This window comes from Amycolatopsis sp. NPDC051373, assembly GCF_040689465.1.
In the GTDB taxonomy this organism is placed as follows: Bacteria; Actinomycetota; Actinomycetes; order Mycobacteriales; family Pseudonocardiaceae; genus Amycolatopsis.
In genome coordinates, this window is sequence record NZ_JBFBAE010000037.1 from 1 (window position 1) to 18,412 (window position 18,412).

21 protein-coding genes are annotated in these 18,412 nt (G+C 71.8%); 4 read left to right on the plus strand and 17 right to left on the minus strand.

Going from position 1 to position 18,412, the window contains the following annotated elements; genetic code table 11:
- The 3 genes from AB0383_RS43980 to rpe all read right to left on the minus strand — a co-directional run.
- Window positions 1-190, minus strand: a 190-nt coding sequence (locus AB0383_RS43980) for a 3,4-dihydroxy-2-butanone-4-phosphate synthase (protein WP_364189350.1), incomplete at its 3' end; no start/stop codon positions are given.
- A gap of 30 nt (window positions 191-220) precedes the next feature.
- Complete coding sequence (locus AB0383_RS43985; protein ID WP_364189353.1) at window positions 221-826, minus strand: riboflavin synthase; 606 nt, start codon at window positions 824-826, stop codon at window positions 221-223.
- 92 nt (window positions 827-918) lie between these two features.
- On the minus strand, window positions 919-1,605 hold the full coding sequence (rpe, locus tag AB0383_RS43990; protein WP_220238483.1) for a ribulose-phosphate 3-epimerase: 687 nt from the start codon (window positions 1,603-1,605) through the stop codon (window positions 919-921).
- A 170-nt stretch (window positions 1,606-1,775) separates the two neighbouring features.
- Here rpe and phoA point away from each other — a divergent pair, with 170 nt between their 5' ends.
- Entirely contained in the window at window positions 1,776-3,161 is a 1,386-nt protein-coding gene (gene phoA, locus AB0383_RS43995) for an alkaline phosphatase (RefSeq protein ID WP_366190367.1), read from the plus strand.
- Between the two features lie 48 nt (window positions 3,162-3,209).
- Here phoA and AB0383_RS44000 read toward each other — a convergent pair whose 3' ends face one another.
- Genes AB0383_RS44000 through fmt form a run of 3 tightly spaced genes read right to left on the minus strand, consistent with a single transcriptional unit; the run spans window position 3,210 to window position 6,057 of the window.
- On the minus strand, window positions 3,210-3,713 hold the full coding sequence (locus AB0383_RS44000) for a flavoprotein (protein WP_220238481.1): 504 nt from the start codon (window positions 3,711-3,713) through the stop codon (window positions 3,210-3,212).
- Window positions 3,710-5,134 carry a transcription antitermination factor NusB gene (locus tag AB0383_RS44005; RefSeq protein ID WP_366190368.1) on the minus strand — a complete coding sequence of 475 codons (1,425 nt, stop codon included), beginning with the start codon at window positions 5,132-5,134 and terminating at the stop codon, window positions 3,710-3,712. Before AB0383_RS44005 ends, AB0383_RS44000 begins: the two co-directional genes overlap by 4 nt.
- Entirely contained in the window at window positions 5,131-6,057 is a 927-nt protein-coding gene (fmt, locus tag AB0383_RS44010) for a methionyl-tRNA formyltransferase (protein ID WP_364189341.1), read from the minus strand. The genes AB0383_RS44005 and fmt overlap by 4 nt, the downstream gene beginning before the upstream one ends.
- Window positions 6,058-6,152: 95 nt before the next feature.
- On the opposite strand from fmt, the gene AB0383_RS44015 reads away from it, so the two are divergent.
- Window positions 6,153-6,608, plus strand: a complete 456-nt coding sequence (locus tag AB0383_RS44015) for a GatB/YqeY domain-containing protein (protein ID WP_366190369.1) — start codon at window positions 6,153-6,155, stop codon at window positions 6,606-6,608.
- A 147-nt stretch (window positions 6,609-6,755) separates the two neighbouring features.
- Here AB0383_RS44015 and AB0383_RS44020 read toward each other — a convergent pair whose 3' ends face one another.
- The 4 genes from AB0383_RS44020 to AB0383_RS44035 form a co-directional block, all read right to left on the minus strand.
- Window positions 6,756-6,977 carry a hypothetical protein gene (locus AB0383_RS44020; RefSeq protein ID WP_364189335.1) on the minus strand — a complete coding sequence of 74 codons (222 nt, stop codon included), beginning with the start codon at window positions 6,975-6,977 and terminating at the stop codon, window positions 6,756-6,758.
- Window positions 6,974-7,303, minus strand: a complete 330-nt coding sequence (locus AB0383_RS44025) for a hypothetical protein (RefSeq protein WP_364189332.1) — start codon at window positions 7,301-7,303, stop codon at window positions 6,974-6,976. The genes AB0383_RS44020 and AB0383_RS44025 overlap by 4 nt, the downstream gene beginning before the upstream one ends.
- An 84-nt stretch (window positions 7,304-7,387) precedes the next feature.
- The gene (locus AB0383_RS44030; RefSeq protein WP_366190370.1) at window positions 7,388-8,050 is read right to left on the minus strand and encodes a Crp/Fnr family transcriptional regulator; all 663 of its coding nucleotides are present in this window, start codon (window positions 8,048-8,050) and stop codon (window positions 7,388-7,390) included.
- A 19-nt stretch (window positions 8,051-8,069) separates the two neighbouring features.
- Window positions 8,070-8,699, minus strand: a complete 630-nt coding sequence (locus AB0383_RS44035; protein ID WP_366190371.1) for a hypothetical protein — start codon at window positions 8,697-8,699, stop codon at window positions 8,070-8,072.
- 250 nt (window positions 8,700-8,949) lie between these two features.
- Between AB0383_RS44035 and AB0383_RS44040 the strand changes: the two genes are divergently transcribed.
- Window positions 8,950-10,014, plus strand: coding sequence for a helix-turn-helix transcriptional regulator (locus AB0383_RS44040; protein ID WP_366190372.1), 1,065 nt, complete (start codon window positions 8,950-8,952; stop codon window positions 10,012-10,014).
- Window position 10,015: 1 nt separating this feature from the next.
- Window positions 10,016-11,143 carry a hypothetical protein gene (locus tag AB0383_RS44045; RefSeq protein ID WP_366190373.1) on the plus strand — a complete coding sequence of 376 codons (1,128 nt, stop codon included), beginning with the start codon at window positions 10,016-10,018 and terminating at the stop codon, window positions 11,141-11,143.
- 1 nt (window position 11,144) lies between these two features.
- Here the strand turns inward: AB0383_RS44045 and AB0383_RS44050 are convergent, their stop codons facing one another.
- The 7 genes from AB0383_RS44050 to mihF form a co-directional block, all read right to left on the minus strand.
- Complete coding sequence (locus tag AB0383_RS44050) at window positions 11,145-11,699, minus strand: GNAT family N-acetyltransferase (RefSeq protein ID WP_364189317.1); 555 nt, start codon at window positions 11,697-11,699, stop codon at window positions 11,145-11,147.
- Between the two features lie 592 nt (window positions 11,700-12,291).
- Window positions 12,292-14,430 (minus strand): primosomal protein N', encoded by a 2,139-nt coding sequence (locus AB0383_RS44055; RefSeq protein ID WP_366190374.1) that lies wholly within the window; start codon window positions 14,428-14,430, stop codon window positions 12,292-12,294.
- Window positions 14,431-14,637: 207 nt separating this feature from the next.
- The gene (metK, locus tag AB0383_RS44060) at window positions 14,638-15,840 is read right to left on the minus strand and encodes a methionine adenosyltransferase (protein WP_364189311.1); all 1,203 of its coding nucleotides are present in this window, start codon (window positions 15,838-15,840) and stop codon (window positions 14,638-14,640) included.
- An 81-nt stretch (window positions 15,841-15,921) separates the two neighbouring features.
- The gene (gene coaBC, locus AB0383_RS44065) at window positions 15,922-17,160 is read right to left on the minus strand and encodes a bifunctional phosphopantothenoylcysteine decarboxylase/phosphopantothenate--cysteine ligase CoaBC (protein ID WP_366190375.1); all 1,239 of its coding nucleotides are present in this window, start codon (window positions 17,158-17,160) and stop codon (window positions 15,922-15,924) included.
- A complete protein-coding gene (rpoZ, locus tag AB0383_RS44070; protein WP_220247522.1) occupies window positions 17,153-17,404 on the minus strand; it encodes a DNA-directed RNA polymerase subunit omega in 252 nt (83 codons plus the stop codon). The genes coaBC and rpoZ overlap by 8 nt, the downstream gene beginning before the upstream one ends.
- 23 nt (window positions 17,405-17,427) lie before the next feature.
- The gene (gene gmk / locus AB0383_RS44075) at window positions 17,428-18,090 is read right to left on the minus strand and encodes a guanylate kinase (protein WP_366190376.1); all 663 of its coding nucleotides are present in this window, start codon (window positions 18,088-18,090) and stop codon (window positions 17,428-17,430) included.
- Complete coding sequence (mihF, locus tag AB0383_RS44080; RefSeq protein WP_003096398.1) at window positions 18,087-18,404, minus strand: integration host factor, actinobacterial type; 318 nt, start codon at window positions 18,402-18,404, stop codon at window positions 18,087-18,089. The genes gmk and mihF overlap by 4 nt, the downstream gene beginning before the upstream one ends.
- Between the last annotated feature and the right edge of the window lie 8 nt (window positions 18,405-18,412).

An 18,412-nucleotide genomic window follows, 5' to 3' on the forward strand; every position in this document is an offset into this window, starting at 1 on the left:
CCGGCGTCGCCTTCTCCGCCGCGAAAATCAGATCGCCCTCGTTCTCACGATCCTCATCATCGACCACCACCACCGCACGACCCGCCGCGATGTCCGCGACCGCCGCCTCGATGGCGTCCGCGTCGAACACCGTGCCGGCACCGCAGGGCGTCCAGCCCGTCCGCGGCTCGGCCGCCTTCGTCTCGCTCACGGCTGCTCCTTCGTACCGTCGGACCGAACGTCAGACATTGTGCGCGCTCGCGGCCAGATGTGGGATCGCGAGCTTCTCGACGTACTTCGCGACGACGTCCACTTCGAGGTTCACGAGGTCGCCCGCCTCGCGACGGCCCAGCGTCGTGGCCTCGAGCGTGGTGGGGATCAGCGCCACGGAGAACTGCTCGTCGGTGATCGAAGCCACAGTCAGCGACACACCGTCGACGGCGATCGAGCCCTTCTCGACGACGTACTTCGCCAGGCCCGTGGGCAGGGCGAACGTGGTCACGCCCGTGTCGTCGCGGGACAGGAAGACGCCCGTGCCGTCGACGTGGCCCTGCATGATGTGCCCGCCGAGCCGGCCGCCCGCGGGGGTGGCGCGCTCGAGGTTCACGGCGTCGCCCACGGCCACCTTGGCGAGGCTGGAGCGGGCGAGTGTCTCGTTCACCACATCGACGGTGAACCCACCCTCCGAGACGTCCACGACCGTCAGGCACACACCGCTGACGGCGATGGAGTCGCCGTGGTTCGCGTCGGACGTGACCAGGGGGCCACGCACCGTGAGCCGCGCCATGTTCGTGCCCTGCTCGACCGCGGTGACTTCGCCGATTTCCTCGACAATCCCGGTGAACACTGCTGCTGCCTCCTCGCCGCCGTCACCGTCCGAACCCGGTGATCCCTCCATCCAACACCCGCCCGCACCCCGAAGCTTCCCCGGGCGCGGGGTCAGTTCGCGCGGTGGCGCGCGGCCTGTTCACGCAGCGCCGCGACCGCCAGGCCCGGGTTGTCCGCTCCGTAGACAGCGGACCCGGCGACGAAGCAGTCGACGCCGGCTTCGGCGGCCTGCTCGATGGTCTCGGCGTTGATCCCGCCGTCGATCTCGACCACGAGCTTGAGGTGGCCGGTGTCGACGAGGCGGCGCGCGGTGCGCACCTTCTCCAGCACATCGGGGATGAACGACTGGCCGCCGAACCCGGGCTCGACGGACATCACGAGCAGCGTGTCGTAGTGCTTGAGGGTCTCGAGGTAGGGCTCGATCGGGGTGCCGGGCTTCACCGACAGGCCGGCCTTCGCCCCCGCCGCACGCAGGTCCTTCGCGAGCTTCACCGGGTCGTTCGCGGCTTCCACGTGGACCGTGACGTTGTAGGCGCCGGCCTCGGCGTAACCGATCGCCCAGCGATCCGGGTCGTCGATCATCAGGTGGCAGTCGATCGGCACGTCGGTGGACTTCAGCAGCGCCTCGACCACGGGCAGCCCGAGCGTCAGGTTGGGCACGAAGTGCGCGTCCATCACGTCCACATGGACCCAGTCGGCGCGGGTCTCCCCCGGGTGCGCGATCGCCGCGATCTCCTCGCCGAGCCGGGCGAAGTCCGCGGACAGGATGCTGGGTGCGATGAGGGGTCGATCGGCCACGCCCCGAGTCTAGGTCGGGCCTGTTAACCGTCGTGAACCGGCTGCGGCGGCCCGGTGTTCTCTTTTCGGACATCCATTGATCATCCGGATGATGCACGCGGAACACATGCACACGGACTAATAGCCCGTGCCGGAGTTTCCGGATTAATCACCATCCGAGGAGAAACTGCATGAGAACGCTCTTCGCCGGCCGCCGCAAGTGGCTGACCGCGGGCGCGCTCGGCGCCGCGCTGATCGCCGCGGCCCCGGTCGCCCTGGCGACTTCGGACACCGCGACGTCGCGCACGGCCTCCGCGGGTGACCGCACGCAAGACGTCCGCAACGCGATCCAGGGCGGCACCGCGCGCAACGTGATCCTGTTCATCGGCGACGGCATGGGCCAGTCGGAGATCACAGCGGCGCGCAACTACGAGCGCGGCGCGGCCGGGCGGCTCGCGATGGACGAGCTGCCGCTGACCGGCGACTACACCACGTACGCCGTGGAGCAGAACAACCCCGCCAAGCCGAACTACGTGACCGACTCGGCCGCGTCCGGCACCGGCTGGGCCACCGGCACCAAGACCTACAACGGCGCGATCTCGGTCGACGCGTACGGCAACCCCGTGCCGACGATTCTGGAGCTGGCCAAGCGCGGTGGCCTGCGCACCGGTGACGTCACCACCGCTGAGGTCCAGGACGCGACCCCGGCCGTGCTCGGCTCCCACGTGGTCAGCCGCGACTGCAAGGGCCCGGTCGAGACGACCGCCAAGTGCGCGCAGAACGCCAAGGAGAACGGTGGCGCCGGCTCGATCTCCGAGCAGCTGGTGCAGACCCGCCCCGACGTCCTGCTGGGTGGCGGCGCGGCCTTCTTCGACCAGAAGGTGACGGCCGGCAAGTTCAAGGGCAAGACCGTGCTGGACCAGGCGAAGGCGGCCGGCTACAACGTCGTCAACACCGCGGCTGATCTGGCGAAGGTGAAGAAGGGCAAGCCGGTTCTCGGCCTGTTCGCGCAGAACAACATGTCGGTGAACTGGACCGGCCCGGCCGCGGTCCACGGCGGCACGAAGCCGTCCCGTTGCACGCCGAACGCGGCGCTGCCGAAGACCCAGCCGAAGCTCGCCGACCAGACCCGCAAGGCGATCGAGTTGCTCGACGACCGCCACAGCGACAAGGGCTTCTTCCTGCAGGTCGAAGGCGCCAGCATCGACAAGCAGGACCACGCGGCCGACCCGTGTGGCCAGATCGGCGAGACGGTCGACTTCGACTCCGCGATCGCCGCGGGCCTGGCGTACGCCCGCAGCCACCGCGACACGCTCGTGCTCGTGACGGCCGACCACGGCCACAGCAGCCAGATCGTGGAGCCCACCGCCACCCCGGGCCTGACCGCGACGCTGGTCACCAACGAGGGCGCGAACATGACGATCGCCTACGGCACCGCCGAGACGGGCGGCTCGCAGTCGCACACCGGCACCCAGGTCCGCATCGCGGGCTACGGGCCGCAGGCCGCGAACATCGTCGGGCTCACCAACCAGACGGACGTGTTCTCGACGCTGAAGCGCGCGCTGCACCTGGGCTGACGTTCTGCTGACGGGTGTGTCCCCGGTTTCCGGGGGCACACCCGTTTCTCATGCGCCGGGCAGCAGGTCGAGGACTTCCGACCAGGGCCGCCGGGGGTCGAGGCGGTGGAGGCGGACACCCGCCGACTTCAGCGTGTCCAGGTGACGCTGCCAGGCCGGGTGGTGCACCCGCGTGTCCTGGATCTGGTACGCCACCACGATCGTGATCCCGGGCGCCCCGAGGACGTCGCCGAGCAGGGTCAGCGCCTGGTTGTCGGCGATACCCAGGGCGAGTTTGGCCAGGGAGTTGGCCGACGCGGGGGCGAAGAGGAACACCGACGGGTCCGGGTGGGGGCGCGGCTCGCCGGGCAGGCGCGAGACGCTGCGGACCGGCAGGTCGGTGGTGGCGGCCAGCTCGGTCAGCCCGCCCGTCGCCTCCAGCCAGCGGTGGGCGACGGGCGTCAGCGTGACCGCGAGCCGCCAGCCGCGCGTGGCGGCGGGGCGGGCCAGCTCGGCGGTGAACCGGGTGTCCAGCCCACCGCACGAGCTCGCGACCAGGCCGAGGTCTCTCACGGTTTGCGCAGGGTGGCGCAGAACATCGCGTCGGTGCCGTGGCGGTGGGGCCACAGCTGCACGTACGGGCCGTCGCCGAGCTGCGGCACGCCCGGGAAGAACTCGCGTGCGTCGAGGACTTCCGACTTGGTGCGGCGGGCGATCTCGCCGACGACGCCCTCGGTCTCGGCGAGGTGCGGCGAACACACGACGTAGGTGACCACACCGCCCGGCCGGACCAGGTCCAGCGCGGCCGTGAGCAGCTCGCCCTGCAGCTTGGTGAGGTCGGAGACGTCGCTGGGCTTGCGGCGCCAGCGGGCTTCCGGCCGCCGCCGCAGGGCGCCGAGGCCGCTGCACGGCGCGTCGACGAGCACGCGGTCGTAGCCCGGTTCGAGGCCGGACTCGCGGCCGTCGGCGACGTGCACCTTGACCGGCAGGCCGCGCGTCGCGTTCTCCACGAGCTTCGCGCGGTGCGGGGCCTTCTCGACGGCGTCCACGGTCGCGCCGGTGATCGCCGCGAGCGCGCTGAGCAGCGCGGCCTTGCCGCCGGGGCCGGCGCACAGGTCGAGCCAGCGTTCGTCGGAGCCTTCGAGCGGCACCTTCGTGGCGGCGATCGCGCACAGCTGGCTGCCCTCGTCCTGCACTGCGGCGAGGCGTTCGCGCACCGGCTCGACGTCGGCCGGGTCACCGGCGCCGGCGGGTAGGCGCACGCCGTAGGGCGAGTACGGGGCGACGTCGCCGCCCGTGATCGCGGCCAGCTCGTCGGCGCTGATCTCGCCGGGGCGCGCGACCAGGTGCACCTCGGGGCGGGCGTCGTCGGCTTCGAGCGCCGCCTTCAGCTCCGCGCCCTTGTCGCCCAGCGCTTCCGCGAACGAGCGCGCGACCCAGCGCGGGTGCGCCGTGCGCAGCGCGTACGAGCCGATCGGGTCGGCCGACTCGTCGGGCGCCAGCTCGTCGAGCCAGGCCTGTTCGTCCTTTGCGGACACCGAGCGCAGGATCGCGTTGGCGAAGCCAGTTGCCCACGAACCGGCTTCGGCGCGCACGAGGTCCACAGTGGACCCGACGGCCGCGTGCTCCGGGATGCGCGTGCGCAGCAGCTGGTAGACGCCGAGGCGCAGCGCGTCGAGCACCACCGGGTCCGTCTTCTCGATCGGCCGCTCGGCGCAGGCGCCGATCACGGCGTCGAGCAGGCCCTGGGCGCGCGAAGCGCCGTATGTGAGCTCCGTGGCCAGCGCCGCGTCGCGGCCGGAGATGCGACGTTCACGAAGCAGCTGCGGCAGCACGAGGTTCGCGTACGCGTCCTTCTCGCGCACCGCGCGCAGCACGTCGAACGCGACCTGGCGAGCCGGATCGACCTCCGGCGGACGGCGCGGTCCCTCTTTGCGCGGAGCCGGCCGGCCCCGCTGCGGCCTCGACGGCCGCCGTTCCCCACGCTCGTTCACCGCAGGCGCTCTCCCTCTTCGATCCGTGTACCGCGCGCCCAGTCGGTGGCCGCCATCCGTTTCTTGCCCGATGCCTGGACCTCGCCCAGCCGCACCGGTTTCGTCGCCGTGCCCACGAGCACGCGCTTGCGCTCGACCACGAGCTCGCCCGGCGGCGGGCCCGGTTCGTCGACCACCGTGACGGGCCCCAGCTTGAAGCGCTCGCCGCGGAACTCCGCCCACGCGCCCGGCTCCGGCGTCACCGCGCGGATCTGCCGGTCGACGGCCGCGGCCGGGTCCGCGAACGATACGCGAGCGTCTTCGACCGTCACCTTCGGCGCGTAGGTCATGGCGTCGGCGGACTGCTCGACGGCCCGCAGCGTGCCGTCCTCGATGCCGTCCATGGTGGACAGCAGCAGGTGCGCGCCCGACTCGGCGAGCCGGCCCAGCAGCGTGCCCGAGGTGTCCGCCGGGCCGATCTTCTCGGTGACGACGCCGAAGACGGGACCGGCGTCGAGCTCCTTGACGATGCGGAACGTGCTGGCGCCGGTGATCTCGTCACCCGCGCGGATCGCCGACTGCACCGGCGCGGCGCCGCGCCACGCGGGCAGCAGCGAGAAGTGCAGGTTCACCCAGCCGTGGACCGGGATGTCGAGCGCGGACTGCGGCAGCAGCGCCCCGTATGCGACGACGGGGCACGCGTCGGGCGCCAGCTCCGTGAGGCGCGCGAGGAACGCGGGGTCCCCGGCGCGCGCGGGCGTGAGCACCTCGATGCCGTGCTCGTCGGCGAGCGCCCCGACGGGCGAGCGCACGACGTGGCGGCCGCGCCCGGCCTGGGCGTCGGGGCGCGTCACCACCGCGACGACCTCGTGGCGGCCGGATTCGAGCAGAGCGCGCAGCGAGGGCACCGCGGGTTCGGGGGTACCGGCGAAAACGAGCCTCATCACCGCACCTCCGGAAGCGATTCGTACTGGTTGGACATCACGGTCGAGTCTAGAAGACCCGCGCGTCGCCGCGGCGGTGGTGCCAGGATCGGGGGATGACCACGCTCAAGCAGACCCTCCACGACGACCTCACCACCGCCATCAAGGCGCGCGACCAGCTCCGCTCCGCAACCCTGCGGCTCACTCTCTCGGCCATCGGCTACGAGGAAACCGCGGGCGACACCCACCGCGAGCTCTCCGACGACGAGGTGCAGAAGATCATCACCCGCGAGGTGAAAAAGCGCCGCGACGCCGCCGAGGCCTTCGCAGGCGCCGGCCGGGCCGAATCGGCCGACAAGGAGCGCGCCGAGGCGGAGATCCTCACGGGCTACCTGCCTGCGCAGCTGTCGGACGAGGAACTGACGGCACTGGTCACGGACGCGGTGGCGTCGACCGGCGCGTCCGGGATGGCGGGGATGGGCGCCGTGATGAAGGCCGTGCAGCCGAAGGTCGCGGGGCGCGCGGAGGGTGGCCGGGTGGCGGCGGAGGTGAAGAAGCAGCTGGCCGGTTGAGCGATTGTCACCGGCCAACGCATTGCGCGAAGGCGAGGTCGTCAGGTGGATTCCTTTGCCGAAAAGAGAAAACCCGGTCCCCGCCGTGTGCGGGACCGGGTTCCCGGCCGCCCGGGAATCGTGGTGTGGCAAGGGAACGAGGGCGGCCTACCGGAGGGCGATGACGGCCAGGGTCGTCAGTCCGCCGAGGCCGCCGACCGCCATGACGACGCCCGCGAGCGCGGCGGCCGCCGCGGCGGTCTTCACGACGAAGCCGACGATCCGCCGCACGATCCGCACCGCGACGACGAACAGCACGAGGGCGATCACCAGCACGACCGTCGACGTGTCGGGGCCGCTCTCGCCGGCGGCGGCCGCCAGCGCGCTCATCGACGGCCTCGCCCGGCGCCGATCCGTTCGGCCGGCGGGATTTCGTGCGCGGCATCACGCCAGGCCTCGAACTCGCGGCGGGTTTCGAGGGCGCGCCGGCGTTCGGAACCCAGGCGCCAGGCCCACCGCCAGCCGACGGCGAGCGAGACCGCCGAGCCGAGCACGAGCACCAGAACCGCTTGTACGACAAGGCCGCTGAAGTCGGCGAGACTCAGGAGCACCAGCAGCGCCCACAGCTGCATCACGGTGAACGGGATCACCAGCGCCGCCGCGTAGACCCCGCGGCGCCAGCGAATCGGTTGCGGGGCGGGAAGAAACGGGTCCATGGCTGCCTCCGTCGTGAGTGTGTGCTACCAGGATTCCCCTGTGGCGCAGGGAAATCTGTGTCTGCAGACACGTTCGGGCAAAGTTCAGCGAGCGAGCCGGCCCAGTTCCGCGAACCGGTGGATCACGACCTGCCCGCGCGCGGTGCTGAGCACGCCGAGCCGGCGCAGTTCCCGCGTCACCCGGGCCCACGATTCGCGCGAAACCGCCGCGGTGGTCGCGAGTTCGGCCTGGGTGCCGGGGATCGCGATGACGATGTCGTCGCCCCGGCGCACCCCGTGCTGCACGGCCAGCTGCATCAGCTGCGCCGCGACGCGCCGGGTGATCGTGCCGCCGCCGACATCGAGCCGCTGCCGGCCGATGTCGCGCATGCGGTCGGCCAGGACCAGCAGCAACGCCCAGGAGATCGCCGCTTCGCGCCGGCACAGCGCGGCGAAGCGGGCGGCGGGCAGGACGAGCGCGTCGAGGTCGTCCAGCGCCGCCACGGTCGCCGAGCGCGGGCCGCCGTCGATCGCGCCGAGCTCCCCGACCACGTCGCCCGCGCCGCGCACGGCGATCACGACCTCGCGGCCGTCGGAAGTCGCGTTGGTGATCCGGACATGGCCGGAGAGCAGGAGCACCACCACCGCGGCCCGGTCGCCTTCGCGGCACACCACGTCGCCCCGGCGGTAAGTGCGGCGGACCGCCAGCTCCGCCACCTTGCCGCGGTCAGCCTCGCCCAGCGCCGGCCAGAATCCGGTCGTCTCCACGGGGTCACCTCCCGGCTCGTCAGGCGGTGAGCCCCGTCCTGGGGCTGCCGGCCCCGGCCCAGTCGGCGGTGCGGAGCCAACCCCGCATCCGTCTGCCGCCCACCCGCACGTGGAACGCGTCGGTGAACGCGGTGCGGTCGATGCCGTCGTAGTCGTGGCGGACCACCGACCAGTGGATGGCCTCGGAGACGGCCAGCGCGAGCGGCCCGTCGGCAGTGCGCAGCCGGCGCCGCAGGTCGACGGCGTCGAGCAGCCGGCAGGCGAGGTCGACGTCCTCGCCGTAAGGGCCGTGGAGGTCGTAGTGCACCTCGCCGGCGTGGATCGCGACCCGGAGCCGGAAGGCCTCGTCGGGTCTGTCGTCGTTGTGCCGCGCGAGCAGCTCCGCCAGGGCGGGCACCACCTCGGCGAGCAGGACCGTCTTCGGCGCCTCGTCGACCGGCCGGACCAGGCACAACGCGCCATCGCCGCGGTCCACGAAGGGGTCCCGGAACCCCTCCGCGATCCCCCCGGCGCGGAACGCCTCGTCGAGCAGGTCGAACAGAATCGCGCGCAGCCGGGCCCGAGCGGGGTTGGTGCGGGTGGTCGACCCCTCGATGTCGACCACCACGATCGCTCGATGCAGTGGCACGTGCAAAACACTGGTGTCCATGGCCGACCCCCTGTTCAGGTGGTTCCTGAAATCCAGTAGACTTCCATAGATCGAACTATAGAGGCTGTGATTGAACCTGAACAGGGCCTTAGACTTAAGTTCTCCCTAAGAGTTCGCCGATCCGCGGACTGAACAACCCTTACTCACTCGCCGGAACCGTCCCGGCGAGCCCCTCAAGCCGAGTCAGTACTCTCCGTGTACAATCTCCGTCACTCGCATTCCAGTGGACTTCACTGAAAGGTCTGAAGTCGTGTCCCAGCCGAGCCCCGCCCTCGCCGGACGCCTCCGCGCGCTGCGGAAGGAGACCTGGTCCGGGGTGCAGATCACCCAACGCCAGCTCGCCGACGTGTTCGGGGTGAGCAACACGCTGCTCTCGTCATGGGAGAACACCAGCAACCCGGTGTCGCCGCCCATGCTCCGGCTCGACGCGTACGCCACGTTCTTCGCCACCCGCCGGTCGATCGAGGGGCAGTCGTTCCGCCTGCTGGCGGCCGAGCAGCTCACCGAGCAGGAGCAGCGCGGACGCGAGGACCTGCTCGCCGAGCTGACCGCGCTGCGCGGCGGCTCCCACGAGGCCACGGGCTCGGCCGATTTCGCGCCGGGCAACGTCTGGCGGTTCCCGCCGAACGAAGACGTCGTGATCGTCGACGCGCAGTTGCCCGAAGAAATGCGGATCGGCTACGCGGATCCTGCCAGTCCCGACTACTCCCGGCTCTTCAGCTACGCCGATCCGGACGCGCTGATCGAGCTGTACGGCCACATCCGGGCCTGCAATCCCACCAGCAACGTCTCCTTCCGCACCGCGAACCCCCGGGTCCCCCTGCGCCCTAAGGACTACACGGCGCACCTCGTGCTGCTCGGCGGCGTCGACTTCAACCCGCAGACCCGCGAGCTGCTCAACTTGATCGACGCGCCGGTGCGGCAGATCGGCCGGGGCGGCCCCGGCCAGGACGTGCCGGGCAGCTTCGAGGTGACCCGCACGGACGGCACGACCGAAACCTTCAAAGCCCAGACGTCAGACGACGACACCCTCGTCGCCGACGTCGCGCTCTTCTACCACGGAGTCAACCCGCTCAACCGCAAACGCACCGTCACCGTGTGCAACGGGATGTACGGCCGGGGAACCCTCGGAGCCGTGCGAGCGCTGACCGACCCGCGTTTCCGCGATCGCAACCAGGCCCACCTGGAAGCGCGATTCGCCCACGCGGACTCCTTCAGCATCATCAGCCGCGTGCCCATCTTCAACAACCAGGGGCTCACCCCCGACTGGACGCTGGCGGAGCACCGGCTGCACGAATGGCCAGAAACGAGCTGAGATGATCACTGCCGTCGGAGCGCCGGCGCAGCACTCCACCCACCGGCGCCTGCTGGCCGAGGTCTGTACCGGGAGGACTCCCCGGGCCGAGCTGGACGCGATCGTCGTGCCCAACGGCCGCGACGAGCACGCGCTGGATCACACCTGGACCATCGCCCGGGAGCTCGACGCGCCGGTGCTGCTGCTCTGCAGCCAGAAGGCGAGCGCCGACCGGGTCGTGCTGGCGGCGAAGCAAGCCAGGGTGCAGGCCTTCGCGATCGACACCGACGGGCTCCCCCCGGGTGTCCTGCCCGACTTCGCCGCGTCTCAGCTGTTGCGGGAGCACAGGCTGCTCCGCGGCGCCGACACCAGCCTCAAACGCAACCTGGGCCTGCTCGTCGCCGGCCTCGCAGGCTGGCAGCGCGTGCTGTTCCTCGACGACGACATCACACTGCCCCGGCCCGCCGACCTGCGCGAGGCCTCGGGTCTGCTGGGCGACCACGCGGCCGTCGGCCTGACGAACACCGGCATGCCGGACAACTCCGTGGTGTGCCACGCCTACCGCGAGTCGGGCGGGCGGCAGGACACGTTCGTCGGCGGCGGTGCGCTGGTCGTGGGCGAGCGGTGTTTCGACTCGTTCTTCCCGGACCTCTACAACGAGGACTGGTTCTTCCTGCTGGGCGACAGAAGGCTGCGGCCGACCGCGCTCACGGGGAGCGCGCACCAGGCGGAGTACGACCCGTACAACCAGGTCCGGGCCGAGTCCGAGGAACTGGGCGACACGCTCGCCGAGGGCGTCTACGGCCTACTCGACCAGGGTCTCGGCCTCGAAGCCGCGACGGAGGGCTACTGGAAGAGGTTCCTCGAGGTCCGCCGGAACTTCATCCGCACGGCGCTGCTCCAGGTTTCCGAAGCGGCCGGGCTGGATTTCGTCAGGCGCGACAACATGACCGAAGCGCTGCGCACCGCGTTGCGCCGCAACGAGGAAATGATCACGCCGGAGCTGTGCGCGGATTTCTTGCGAGCGTGGCAGGAAGACCGGGTGACGTGGTGCGCCCACGTGGCCGGCCTGCACGACCAGCACGTGACCGGCGACGTGGATGCCGCGTTCCAGACCCTCGGCATCGCCGACCTCGTGCTGCGGAGCTGACTCAGAGGGTCTTCACCAGCACGTGGCACAGCTCGGCTTCGGACACGGTGCGGCCGTCCGGGAGGAAGTGCTCGGCGTAGCAGACGACCGTGCCGTGCCCCCAGTCCTGGTAGTCCAGGCGGTCGTACAGCCGGGCCGCGTCCGCGTTGTCCGTGCGCACGGCCAACGCGGCGCGCCGGTGCCCGAGGCTCGCCAGCAGGCCCTCGGCCGCGCGGACCAGCGCCCGGCCGACGCCGCGGTTGCGCGCGGCCGGCAGAACTTCCACGTGCGTCAGCAGCGGGACGCCCGGCAGCCGGCTGCGGATAGGCGGCTCCTCGGCGTCCTCGAGCCACAGGTACAGGGCCCCGACCGGCCGATCCGCCCACCACGCGGTGAACAGGACGCCCAGCCCCTCGGCCTGCCGCCCGAGCCGGTCGGCGAAGTACTCTTCCGCGCCGAGCGCGACGCTCAGCGCCTTGACGTCGGTCGGTTCGGCGGCCCGGATCATCGCCTCGGCCGCGGGTTCCCCTTCGCCGGACGGGCAGCCGTCGGCGTCGCGCGGATCGGTCCTGAACATCGCGCCTCCAGCGTAGGGGGACCCGGCGAAAGCGCGCAGCCAGCGAAAGGAGCAGTCCCGGCGCGCCCACGGAGCAGCGCCGCGGGCGTGCTTCATCCCGCCGGGCCCTCCCCCGACCGCCTTCCACATGCCCGATCAAGGCCGAAACGAAACGGGCCGGCCGGGCAGTGGTCCGGACAACGTTCACGAACCCGACCTTTCGACCGTCGTCCGGTGCCCCTCGCCCGGGGGTGGGGTGTGGGAGAGGACTGCACCACCCAAGCCGGCCCGGACGGTGCCGGCGGATCCAGCCGAATCCGCGCCGGCTCAGCGCTCCTTCGAGCACTTCGCCGGGCCGCTGTTTCGTGGAGCAAGGCAGCCCGAGCTGCCTGGGGAAGCCACGCCCGCCAGACCGCGCAGGCCACAGAGCAAGGCAAGGCCGCCCGCCCAGCAACTCAAGCACAGCCGAATCCCCACCCGGCTCCGCTGCCTTGCGGGCACCCCGGCGCGCCGCCGTTTGACAGCACAACGCGGCCCGAGCTGCCCCTGGGGAAGCCACGCTCGCCGGACCGCGCAGCCACAGAGCGGGGCAAGTCCCCGCTCAAGCCGTCGGCTAGATCAGCTCCAGCGGATCCAGCTGAATCCGCACCGGCTCGGCCGCCTTGCGGGCGTCGCGGCGGGCCGCGGCGTCGTGGAGCAGAGCGGCCAGCGTTTTGCCCTCCGGCCGCGCCACACGGACCAGAGCGCGTTCGCGGGAGGCGTTGCCGTCGGCGTCGAAGTCGCCCAGGGGGACGGGGCCGAGGACTTCGCCGGTGTCGGGCAGGGGCAGGTCGTCGAGGACGGAGGCGACGGCGTCGGGCGTGCCTTCGACGCTGGCCATGCGCATGGCGGGCGGGAAGCCCAGTTCGCGGCGCTGGCCGAGCTCCAAGCCGGCGTGCCAGGCCGGGTCCCAGCGGACCAGGGCCTGGACCACGGACAGGCCGGCCTCGGCGCCCACCACGATCCGGCCACCCGAAGCGGCCGGGCGCACCAAGGCGCCCGCGGCCATCCAGCGACGCAAGGTTTCCTCGGCTGCGCGCAGGTCCTGGCGGCCGAGCAGGGCCCAGCCGTCGAGGAGCAGGGCGGCGCCGTAGCCGCCCTCGGCGACGGGTTCGGCGCCGGGGGTGCAGACCACCAGCGCAGGGCGTCCCGGCACCGTCGCCAGCACCTCGGCCGCGCCGGATGTACGCACAGGGACGCCCGGGAAGGCCCGGCCCAGTTCCTCCGCCGTGCGCTTCGCGCCCACGATCACCGCGCGCAGCCGCACGGAACCGCAAGCCTGGCAACGGAACGCGGTCTCCGGCACGCCGCACCAGCGGCACGCGGGCGGCTTCGGCGCGCCGTCCACCGAGCCGCCGGGCAGCGCCAGCGGACCGGCGCAACGGCGGCAGTGCGCGGGTGTGCGGCAGTTGCCACAGGCCAGGCCCGGGACGTAGCCGCGCCGGGGCACCTGGACCAGCGCCGGGAGCCCGGCTGCGAACGCCTGGCGCGCCGCCTCGAAGGCCACCGCGGGCAGGCGGGCAACGCGCGCGGCTTCGTCGCGGGCGACGTCGAAGTCTTCCCCCACCGGCGTCACACGCGGGGCGGCCGCGCGCAGGTCAGCGCGGTCGGCCAGCACGGCCTGCGCCCAGCCCGACTCCACGAGCAGCTGCGCCTCCGCCGTGCGCGCGAAACCGCCGACCAGCAGCGACGACTTCGTGGCGTGCGCGCGGTCCATGAGCACGTCGCGCACGTGCGGGTAAGGCGCGTGCGGGTCGAGGTGCAGGTCGTCGCCGTCGTCCCACACGACGAACAGGCCCGGGTCGGCCACCGGCGCGAACATCGCCGCGCGCGTGCCCACCACGACCCGGACACCGCCACGCAGCACGGCGAGCCAGCGCCGGTACCGCTCCGCGGGCCCGAGCCCGGCGATCAGCGCCACCACGGCGTCCTCGCCCATCAGCGCCGCGCACGCCTCGTGCACCCGCGTGAGGTCCCGGTGGTCCGGCACGACGAGCACCGCGCCCCGGCCGCACGACGCCGCCACCGCCGCGGCCTCCGCGAGCCGGCGCGGCCAGTCCTCGCCCGGCAGGGCCTGCCACACCGCGTTGGCCGGCTTGCCGTCGGCCACGGCGTCCAGGAACGCCGGACCCCACTGGTACCGCGACCACGCCGACACGTCCGGCACGTCCGGCGACGGCGCCGGTTCGGAAGCGGGCTCGGCCTCGGCTTTGGCGTGCCGCGGCGGCAAAGCCAGCCGCAGCACGTCGGACAGGGTGCCGCCGTAGCGGTCGGCCACCGACCGGCACACGGCGTGCAGCGAAGGCGGCAGCACCGGCTCACTCGACGTGACGCGCTCCAGGTACGCCAGCTTCCGCTCGTACTCCGTGGTGTCCGTGCGCTCCACGAGGTAGCCGTCGACGAGCTGTCCCGCGAACCGCACGCGCACGCGGCAACCCGGCACCGCGGCCTCGTGCAGCTTGTCGGGCACCTGGTAGTCGAACGTCCGGTCCAGGTGCGCCAGCGGGATGTCCACCACGATCTTGGCCACGGGCAGCTCGGGCGCCGGCTGCTGCGCCCCTTTGCGCGACGGAGCCTTCTTCGCGGCCGCCTTGCCTGCCTTCCTGGCCACGGCCGCCGGCTTTCCGGCGCGCGGTGAGGAGGCCTTCGGCTCCGAGGCGGAGCGCGAAGGCTCCGGGAGGTCCCACAGCGGGGCGGGTTCGGAGCTGCTCACCCCGAGATCTCTACCAGACCCCACCGACGGTCCCGCCGCCAGAACGCCCCAATGCCGCTTTCGGTGCGCCCACCGCACCCCATGCCGCGTCGGGGTGCGGTGGACAGGTGGTTCGAGCGTGCCGCCGTCGCAAAGCAGTGAAGGGCTCCTTGGGGGAATCCGATTCCCCCAGGAGCCCTTCGCCGGCAGCCAGAACTACCGGAAAACTCAGGCGCCCGCCAGCGAACGCAGCGCGTCGGCCCGCGCGGTGCTCTCCCACGGCAGGTCGAGATCCGTGCGGCCGAAGTGGCCGTACGCGGCGGTCGGCGCGTAGATCGGGCGCAGCAGGTCGAGGTCGCGGATGATCGCGGCCGGACGGAGGTCGAAGACCTCGCTGATCGCGTCCTGGATCTTCGTCGGGTCCACCGTCTCGGTGCCGAACGTCTCCACGAACAGGCCCACCGGCGCGGCCTTGCCGATCGCGTAGGCCACCTGCACCTCGACGCGCCCGGCCAGCCCGGCGGCGACCACGTTCTTCGCCACCCAGCGCATCGCGTACGCCGCGGAGCGGTCGACCTTGGACGGGTCCTTGCCCGAGAAGGCGCCACCGCCGTGGCGGGCCATGCCGCCGTAGGTGTCGACGATGATCTTGCGGCCGGTCAGGCCGGCGTCGCCCATCGGGCCGCCGATCACGAAGCGGCCGGTCGGGTTGACCAGCAGGCGGGTGCCGGCTGTGTCGAGACCCAGCTCGGCCAGCTCCGGCTCCACCACGTGCTGCTTCACGTCGACGCCCAGCATCTGCTCCAGGTCGATGCCGTCGGCGTGCTGCGTGGACACGACCACCGTGTCGAGACGCACGGGCTGCTCACCCGCGTACTCGATGGTGACCTGGGTCTTGCCGTCCGGGCGCAGGTACGGCAGCACGCCGTCCTTGCGGACCGCGGTCAGCCGGCGCGACAGTCGGTGGGCCAGCGCGATCGGCAGCGGCATCAGCTCGGGCGTGTCCGAGCACGCGTAACCGAACATCAGGCCCTGGTCGCCGGCGCCCTGGCGGTTGATCTCGTCCTCGTCGGACTCGACGCGCGACTCATACGCGGTGTCGACGCCCTGCGCGATGTCCGGCGACTGGGAGCCGATCGCCACGTTCACGCCGCACGAGTTGCCGTCGAAACCCTTGGCCGACGAGTCGTAGCCGATCCGCAGGATCACGTCCCGCACGATGGTCGGGATGTCGGCGTAGGCCTCGGTGGTCACCTCGCCGGCCACGTGCACCTGGCCCGTGGTGATCATGGTCTCGACGGCGACCCGGCTGCGCGGGTCCTTGGTGAGCAGGCCGTCGAGGATCGAGTCGCTGATGGCGTCACAGATCTTGTCGGGATGGCCCTCGGTCACCGATTCCGACGTGAACAGCCTTTTGGTGGACGCAGTCACGACCTCGTCACTTCCCTCGGTTTCGGCTCGGTACCCGCGAACTTAGGTACCCCTTACACGGCCCTACATTACCCAGAAGGCCTAGTGCTGGAGTCGACGTTCGCGCAAGCTTGTTACAGCGTCCCACACAGTGGCCGCGAGCCGCGCCTTCGCGCCGAGCGGGATCGCCTGCTCGGTGCCGTCCGCGGCCAGCAGCCAGCCGGAGTTGTCCTCCGTACCGAACGCCTTGCCGTCGCCCACCGCGTTGACCACCAGCAGGTCGGCGCCCTTGCGCCGCAGCTTCGTGCGCGCGTGGTCGAGCACGCTGCCGTGCTCGTCGCCCGTCTCGGCGGCGAACCCGACCACCGTCTGGCCCTCGCGACGGCCCTGGACCAGCTCGGCGAGGATGTCGGCATTGCGGTCGAGGGTGATCACGGGGTCGGGCGAGCCGTCGGACTTCTTGATCTTGTAGTCGGCCCGCGTGGCCGGCCGGAAGTCGGCGACGGCGGCGGCCATCACGACCACGTCGGCGTCCGCGGCGGCCGCGTGCACGGCCTTGCGCAGCTCCTCCGCGCTCGACACGCGCTCCACGCGCGCACCGGCGGGCTGGGGCAGCTCGACGGTGTGGGCGGCGATCAACGTCACGTCGGCACCACGCTGCGCGGCCACGCGCGCGAGTGCGAAACCCTGCTTGCCCGACGAACGGTTGCCCAGGTAGCGGACCGGGTCCAGCGGCTCGCGCGTGCCGCCCGCGGAGACGACCACGCGCAGGCCCTCGAGGTCGCGCGGCAACGCGCGGGGCTCGTCGAGCAACAGGCGGGCCAGGTCCACGATCTCGGCCGGGTCGGCCAGCCGGCCCTTGCCGGTGTCGACGCCCGTGAGGCGCCCGGCGGCGGGCTCGGTCACGACCATGCCGCGCGACCGCAGCAGCGCCACGTTGTCCTGCGTGGCCCGGTGCTCCCACATCTCCGTGTGCATCGCCGGGAAGAAGGCGACCGGGCACCGGGCGGTGAGCAGGGTCGTGGTGAGGAGGTCGTCGGCGATGCCGTGCGCGGCCTTGGCCAGCAGGTTGGCGGTCGCCGGGACGATCAGCACGAGGTCGGCTTCCTTGCCGACGCGAACGTGCTGCACCTCGGGCACCTCCGTGAACACCCCGGTGTGCACCGGGTGTCCCGAGAGGGCCTCGAAGGTGGCCGCGCCGATGAAGTTCAGCGCGGCCTCGGTGGGCACCACGCGAACGTCGTGCCCGGACTCGGTGAGGCCTCGCAGGACCTCACAGGCCTTGTAGGCGGCGATGCCGCCGCCCACGCCCAGGACGATCCTGGGCTTGGTGTCACTCACCCTCGGTGTGCTCGAGCAGGCCACCGTGGATCTCGCGCAGCGCGATCGACAGCGGCTTCTCGCGGGGGCCCGGCTCCACGAGGGGGCCGACGTACTCCAGCAGACCCTCGCCCAGCTGGGCGTAGTAGTCGTTGATCTGACGCGCGCGCTTGGCCGAGTAGATCACCAGCGCGTACTTCGAGGAGACCTTTTCGAGCAGGTCGTCGATCGGCGGGTTGGTGATGCCCTCGAGCTCTTCCAGCATCGCCTGTTGAACAGCCACTCGTGCTACTCCGTATCGTCCAGGATATCGGCGGCAGAGGAATCGCCACCGGTAATCAAGTCTAGCAACCGCGCCGCGGCGGCCCTTACGTCGGCGTTCACGAGCCGGACGTCGAACTCGCCCGCGGCCGCCAGTTCGCGTTCCGCCTCGGCGAGGCGGGCCTGCACCGCGGCCTCGGATTCCGTGCCACGCCCGGTGAGCCTGCCGACCAGCTCGTCCCACGACGGCGGCATCAGCATCACGAGCCGGGCCTCCGGCATGGCCGCCCGGACCTGCCGCGCGCCCTGCAATTCGATCTCCAGCACGGCGGGCCGGCCGGCCGCCAGTGCCCGCTCCACGGGCTCGCGCGGCGTGCCGTAGCAGTTGCCCGCGAACTCCGCCCACTCCAGCAGCAGCCCGTCGGCGACCATCCGGTCGAACTCGGCCCGCTCCACGAAGTGGTAGTGGCTCCCGTCGACCTCTCCGGGCCTCGGCTTCCGCGTCGTGACCGAGACGCTGAAGTAGATGTCCGGTTCGAGCCTGCGCAGCTCCCCCACCACGCTCGACTTCCCGACCCCGGAAGGCCCCGAGACGACGGTGAGCCGGTGCCGGGAGGTATCCCCCGCCACCGGCTCACCGTCGCGGTCGGTGCCCCGGATCACCGGGTAGTCCTGACCGACGCCGCTCACTCTCCGCTGAACTCGGCCAGCAGCGCCTTGCGCTGCCGGTCGCCGAGTCCGCGGAGCCTGCGGCTGGGCGCGATCTCCAGTCGTTCCATGGTCTGCTGGGCACGAACCTTGCCGACGCCGGGGAGAGCCTCGAGCAGGGCCGAAACCTTCATCTTGCCGAGGACTTCGTTCTCCTCGGCCTGCTTCAGCACGTCGACCAGAGTGGTACCGCCCCGCTTCAGCCGCTCCTTCAGCTCAGCACGGATGCGGCGGGCGGCGGCGGCCTTCTCCAGCGCCGCAGCACGCTGTTCCTCTGTCAGCTGGGGAAGTGCCACGTTTTCCT

What these genes read in the sequence shown, in the direction of transcription:
- phoA (WP_366190367.1), top strand. Translation starts at nt 1,776, where the DNA reads ATGAGAACGCTCTTCGCCGGCCGCCGCAAGTGGCTGACCGCGGGCGCG.
- fmt (WP_364189341.1), bottom strand. Translation starts at nt 6,057, where the DNA reads ATGAGGCTCGTTTTCGCCGGTACCCCCGAACCCGCGGTGCCCTCGCTG.
- AB0383_RS44015 (WP_366190369.1), top strand. Translation starts at nt 6,153, where the DNA reads ATGACCACGCTCAAGCAGACCCTCCACGACGACCTCACCACCGCCATC.
- AB0383_RS44020 (WP_364189335.1), bottom strand. Translation starts at nt 6,977, where the DNA reads ATGAGCGCGCTGGCGGCCGCCGCCGGCGAGAGCGGCCCCGACACGTCG.
- AB0383_RS44025 (WP_364189332.1), bottom strand. Translation starts at nt 7,303, where the DNA reads ATGGACCCGTTTCTTCCCGCCCCGCAACCGATTCGCTGGCGCCGCGGG.
- AB0383_RS44035 (WP_366190371.1), bottom strand. Translation starts at nt 8,699, where the DNA reads ATGGACACCAGTGTTTTGCACGTGCCACTGCATCGAGCGATCGTGGTG.
- AB0383_RS44045 (WP_366190373.1), top strand. Translation starts at nt 10,016, where the DNA reads ATGATCACTGCCGTCGGAGCGCCGGCGCAGCACTCCACCCACCGGCGC.
- AB0383_RS44050 (WP_364189317.1), bottom strand. Translation starts at nt 11,699, where the DNA reads ATGTTCAGGACCGATCCGCGCGACGCCGACGGCTGCCCGTCCGGCGAA.
- rpoZ (WP_220247522.1), bottom strand. Translation starts at nt 17,404, where the DNA reads ATGCTGGAAGAGCTCGAGGGCATCACCAACCCGCCGATCGACGACCTG.